This window comes from Martinezella calliandrae (assembly GCF_030272695.1).
In the GTDB taxonomy this organism is placed as follows: Bacteria; Pseudomonadota; Alphaproteobacteria; order Rhizobiales; family Rhizobiaceae; genus Rhizobium; species Rhizobium calliandrae.
The window spans coordinates 1-4702 of sequence record NZ_JARFYN010000120.1 but is presented as its reverse complement, the minus strand read 5'-3'; the positions used below and the strand labels follow the sequence as shown (position 1 = coordinate 4702).

Annotated in this window: 6 protein-coding genes and 1 pseudogene; 4 read left to right on the top strand and 3 right to left on the bottom strand. The window is 56.1% G+C overall.

All coding sequences use genetic code 11. The features are described from left to right. The 3 genes and pseudogenes from PY650_RS36075 to PY650_RS36065 all read left to right on the top strand — a co-directional run. Positions 1–215, top strand: a pseudogene (locus PY650_RS36075) (LysR family transcriptional regulator); the annotation flags it as partial. 436 nt (positions 216–651) lie between these two features. Further along, positions 652–1032 carry a DoxX family protein gene (locus PY650_RS36070; RefSeq protein WP_285884856.1) on the top strand — a complete coding sequence of 127 codons (381 nt, stop codon included), beginning with the start codon at positions 652–654 and terminating at the stop codon, positions 1030–1032. A 657-nt stretch (positions 1033–1689) separates the two neighbouring features. Continuing rightward, a complete protein-coding gene (locus PY650_RS36065; RefSeq protein ID WP_285884854.1) occupies positions 1690–1905 on the top strand; it encodes a helix-turn-helix domain-containing protein in 216 nt (71 codons plus the stop codon). Positions 1906–2169: 264 nt separating this feature from the next. Here the strand turns inward: PY650_RS36065 and PY650_RS36060 are convergent, their stop codons facing one another. The 3 genes from PY650_RS36060 to PY650_RS36050 form a co-directional block, all read right to left on the bottom strand. Beyond that, a complete protein-coding gene (locus PY650_RS36060; protein ID WP_285884853.1) occupies positions 2170–2940 on the bottom strand; it encodes a cytochrome b/b6 domain-containing protein in 771 nt (256 codons plus the stop codon). A gap of 23 nt (positions 2941–2963) precedes the next feature. Continuing rightward, the gene (locus tag PY650_RS36055) at positions 2964–3359 is read right to left on the bottom strand and encodes a hypothetical protein (RefSeq protein ID WP_285884852.1); all 396 of its coding nucleotides are present in this window, start codon (positions 3357–3359) and stop codon (positions 2964–2966) included. Between the two features lie 145 nt (positions 3360–3504). After that, the gene (locus PY650_RS36050; RefSeq protein WP_285884851.1) at positions 3505–3876 is read right to left on the bottom strand and encodes an ATP-binding protein; all 372 of its coding nucleotides are present in this window, start codon (positions 3874–3876) and stop codon (positions 3505–3507) included. 149 nt (positions 3877–4025) lie between these two features. Between PY650_RS36050 and PY650_RS36045 the strand changes: the two genes are divergently transcribed. Then, positions 4026–4259 (top strand): DUF6429 family protein, encoded by a 234-nt coding sequence (locus tag PY650_RS36045; protein WP_108523402.1) that lies wholly within the window; start codon positions 4026–4028, stop codon positions 4257–4259. Positions 4260–4702: the final 443 nt, after the last annotated feature.

Sequence of the window (4702 nt, the reverse complement as noted above, 5' to 3'; positions counted from 1 at the left end):
CAGGGCTTGGCTGGGGCCATATGCCCTATCCCGCCGTCGCCGACGATATCACCGCTGGCCGACTCGTCGTCATCGAGCCAGAGGGAACGCCAACCGGCATGAATATGCCCATGTCAGCGATCTACCGCTCCGATGCGCCGCCGGGCCGCGCCGGCCGCTGGATGATCGATCGCCTCAAGTCGATAATCGCAAGCCCTTGCAGCAAGGCCGATTGAGTGTCGGAAGAGAATGCTCTTGAGGTCAAGGTGGAAAGTACACCGCCGCACGGCCGACGTTGATCCGCTTGAGCCTCCGGTCGCCGATCCCGCTTGGCCAGGCACCGGCCGGATCACTGCTCCGAGATCGCGCTTGTTCGACATCTGCCGGTAGATCTCAATTGAATTGCCGGCTCGGATGTCGCGGTCCGCCCGCGATTTATCATATATACTGATACTTCTGATAAGATCAAAGTGGCTTCTCTGATAGTTTCTCCTGCCGCAATGTAGGTCAACCGAAGAGGGAAAGACCTATGTCCGCGCCGCTCGGCCTGCGCGGCTTTGCCGAAGTCGTTCGCGGCCAAGGTCGAGACAGCCACGGACCGGGACGGAGAAAGTGGCCACGACGCCATTGCCGATGGTGCGCAACAATCAACGACCGATATCGAGGCAAGCGATGAGCATTTCAAAACCGGATCTTCGCCGCATAGCTACCTGGGTTCTCAAAGGGGTGGTCGCCGCGACGTTTCTGGCTGCCGGGGCGACGAAGCTGGCGGCGGCTCCCTTCGAGGTGCACTTGTTCGCTCAGCTCGGAGTCGGTCAATGGTTCCGCGTCTTTACCGGCGTGGGCCAGATCGTCGGAGCACTTGCCCTCGTTCATCCGCGTCTCGCTGCGATCGGCGGTCTGTGGCTCGGCTTTACGATGCTTTGTGCAACAGTGGCCAATCTCACCCTGCTGCACGCCAACCCTGTGCCCGCCATCGTTCTCGCACTCCTCAACGCGGTAATCGTTTATCTGCATCGCGTGGACCTCGCCAAGATGGTGGGGCAGCGGTAACGCTTAGGTGCATGTCACAACGCGCACTCGTCAAAGCCGTCGTTGCCAACCTAGCCGCACTTCAAACACGGGGCGTGCTAAAGATGCTGAGCGTGCGATCGGCTGGGGAACTCCAGCGTCCGCCGCAGCTAGAAGGCCGAGCATCGAGAAATAGAAGTCGTCGCGGCGCCGACAGAGGCCACGCTTCATCGCTCCGGTTTGGTGTTTGGCAATCGCACGTGATTCCGGCCGGCCTTGCGAATTCGGCCGCTTACAAGCTACTTGCAATCGTCCAAACCAAGGGATTTGTAAGCAAAAGGCCTCCCGAAGGAGGCCTCTTACATTAGTGATTTCCCGAAGAGCTTCGAAACCTCGACCCCGAGCTTGGCAAGATTATGAGACGTTGGTCTGCACGGTGACGCACGGACCAACACATCTGCAACGACGGCGAATTTTAAGACCGGCCAATATCTATCCGCTGCTATCCGCGTTCCCTACGCGCGCAGAACCCACCTTCCCGCCTGCGCTTTCGAGTTGCATGTTCGTTCGTGCAACAGCGTGAGCCACCGACGATCGACGAGCCCGACGGTGACGCGGAGTGACAATTGCGCTCAGCGCTCAAATCTCGCGCACCAACGCCATCCGGTCGGGAGCAAACCGCCGATCGCGGGAGGACCTATGTCTGAGAGCAAATTTCTCACGCCCGAAGAGGTTTCTGAACGCTATCGAGGTAGTGTCTCCGTTGGAACCCTCCGGAATTGGCGCGCTATGAAGGTCGGACCGTCATTCGTGAAGATTGGCAAAGCGGTCCTCTATCCTATCGATGAACTTGAAGCATGGGACGAAAGGAATAAAGTGCAGTGCGGCAACGCGACTCAGCGAACGTCCGGGTGATCGAGTGTGATGATCACAATTGGGCATAATAGACATACCCCAATCCACGGCACCACTCGCCGCAGAAATCCATAAATTGACAATAGTTTCAACATATTACTGGATTACGAAGCGTGGTGCACAATCATCCTACGGCATCCGATCGAACAAGCCATCCGGAAAAAGCGCAGCTTTTTGAATGCGACGAGGTCTTTAACGACGGGCCGCCAGTGGTTGCTATGCTGCCGACCAGCTTAATAGATTCGATCTTGCTTAAACGAAGCGTCAGGTAGGATTGAAGAAAGTCCCACCGAGCAACGTAATTGACCCATAGACGAGACCAGCCGACGCGAGCAGGCAAATTGCGGCAAGAAGGAGTGATCCGCCCTTGGTCTCATTGCGATCAACATAATTGGCACGTCTCTTACGACCGGTGACCATCGCGCCGATGAGGTTCTCGCGCTTGACAAGCTGATAATAGAGATTTGCCGCTATGTGCAAAAAGGCCAGCCCAAGAATAGCAACATAGAACCATGTGGCGTGAATAGAGGCCGCCCAACCCGAATTCGTGTCGCCGACCATATCGGCAAAGGGGCCAGCCGCCGTTACACCATCACTGGAGAAGAGCCCAAGCAACACCTGAACGGCACAGGCCAAAAGCAACCCAATAACCATTAGTCCGCCAGCAGGGTTGTGTCCAAGGTACTGCGCCGCTCTTTTGTCGCGCAAGGTTTTCAAGTAGTTCCAAGCGGCAGACGGCGGTCGTACAAAGTTTAAGAACCGGGCCGTAGACCCTCCAACAATTCCCCACAGGACTCGATAGACCAAAAGCACCAGGATTCCGTAGCCGGCAGCCTTGTGGACAAGCATGTCGCGATCGCTGAATCCGCTCGATATCCAGGCCGTGAGGATCAGCGTCACAAGCGACCATTTGAAAAGGCGTGTGGGGAGATCCCACGCGCGGACATACTGTTCCTCAGCTAACTGCGGTGTAAAGAGCCGGTCTTCGAGGTGCTGATCGCAGAATTTCTCTAAGGTGCGTCTTTTCTGGTTCATTCTGGGTTCCTGGCTGGGAGCAATCATTTGTAAGCGGAATGGCAGGATTTGCATTCGCTGGCGACCTCTGCGAACGCCTTGCGAAAGCTGGCCTTGTTTAGCGGGGCTTGGCTTGTTGCATCGGCCATGGCCGCCAATTGCTTGAATCGAGAACTAAGATCCTTTTCCTTGGCGCCGCCTTGGCCGGCGAACATGTCGCTAGCGGCTTGAGCTTCCGAAGCATAGCGTTGCATGATCTGCTTTGCGGATGCGCTATCGAAGTTGGCGAGAACGGCTTTGGCCGACGTGGTATTGTCGCGCATGTCGCCCATTATGCTCTTCAAGGATGCGGCAAAAGCGGGCCCGACCGCGATTGTGAGGACGAGTACGGTCGCGATATAGTATGGGGAGTGGCTTGTGGCAGCTTGTGGTTTTCTCATATGTTTTTCTTTCTTTAAAAGGTATTCGCGACGCGGAGAGAGGGCTTATCGAGGCGCCTCTTCGCGGGGCGCCGCGGTCTGTTAAATCTGGCGAGCTGGGGTTTTAACCGCTTGAACGGGGAACGATTTTGTTCCGGCGATTATCTCAACGCGACACTGCTCTCGAATACGACTCGAGCCTGCTTCCGGTCGCTCGCCTCAAAGTCTTGCCAACTCCGGTCCATTTCGTTGCAATTCCGTTTGTCGTGCGAAACAAATGCCGAATACTGCTGACGAGCACCTGAATGATTACATTAAAGATGATTAACCTTTGGCCGACCGCGCTCAGGCGTATTTTGGTGAAGCCTGGGCCCTGATCGGCTACGCCGACACAGATGTTGAAGACCGAGATGGTAGTCACCCCGTTGTCGGGACTATGGTGCAACGCGTTCTCGACCAGGTTGCGAACGGCGCGAAATATAAAATCCATGGCGCCGCTTACAAGCACTAAGCCATTCTCAATTTTTGAGTTCGACATTGCGACCGGCTCCCACGATCATCGGAGCCGGATAACGAGCGACCTAGCCAACGCCAGGAAAAGCGTTCCAGCGATAGAAATCCGCCTCGGAGGGTATCATCCGAGCAGGGCCATGGGATTTTGGGCACTGCGCGTGGTAATATCGGTTCATGGAGATCGATGAGGACAAAATCGATGATGCCGTTTTGGCGCTGTTGTGGCTGACGCTGCATAACGAGCGTTGTGCCTGGAAGGGCTTCGACTGGGCAACGACGGATCGGCTTCACAAGAAGGGCTTGATCGGCGACCCGGTCAACAAGTCGAAGTCGTTGATCCTGACCGATGAAGGCCTGGAGCGTTCGGAGGCGTTGTTCCGGGAACTGTTTACGCGGCCGCCGCAATAGATGTGCCTTTGTGTGTCTTCCACGATCGCAGCGTTCCAACCCGCGATGGGTAGTCCGGCAATCATAAAGGCGAGACACGCAAAGCCTGCGCCCAGAACAAGATTGCTCCACTCCAACCCCGTGTTTGGATTTTCATTTGTCATCTTCTTCTCCATTTCTCTCTAACGATGTCCTTGCGCCTGCCAATTGCAGACAGGAGGAGAATGGAGCAGCCCGATGTGGCAGCCTATTCTACGCCCGTATCTTTCCGGCAATGCCTAGGGTTAGGAACGAAGGGCCCGGTTGATAGGCAATCTGTGTCGAAGTGCATAGACTATAGAGTATCTGGGTGTGCTCGACGCCGGTTCGCGCACGCTCGCAACCGAACGTTTCATGACCTCCCATCATACTCTTATTGCAGGCTGCGAGATTGAAAGTCGGCATGGGCTGCCCCGCCCGCCCTA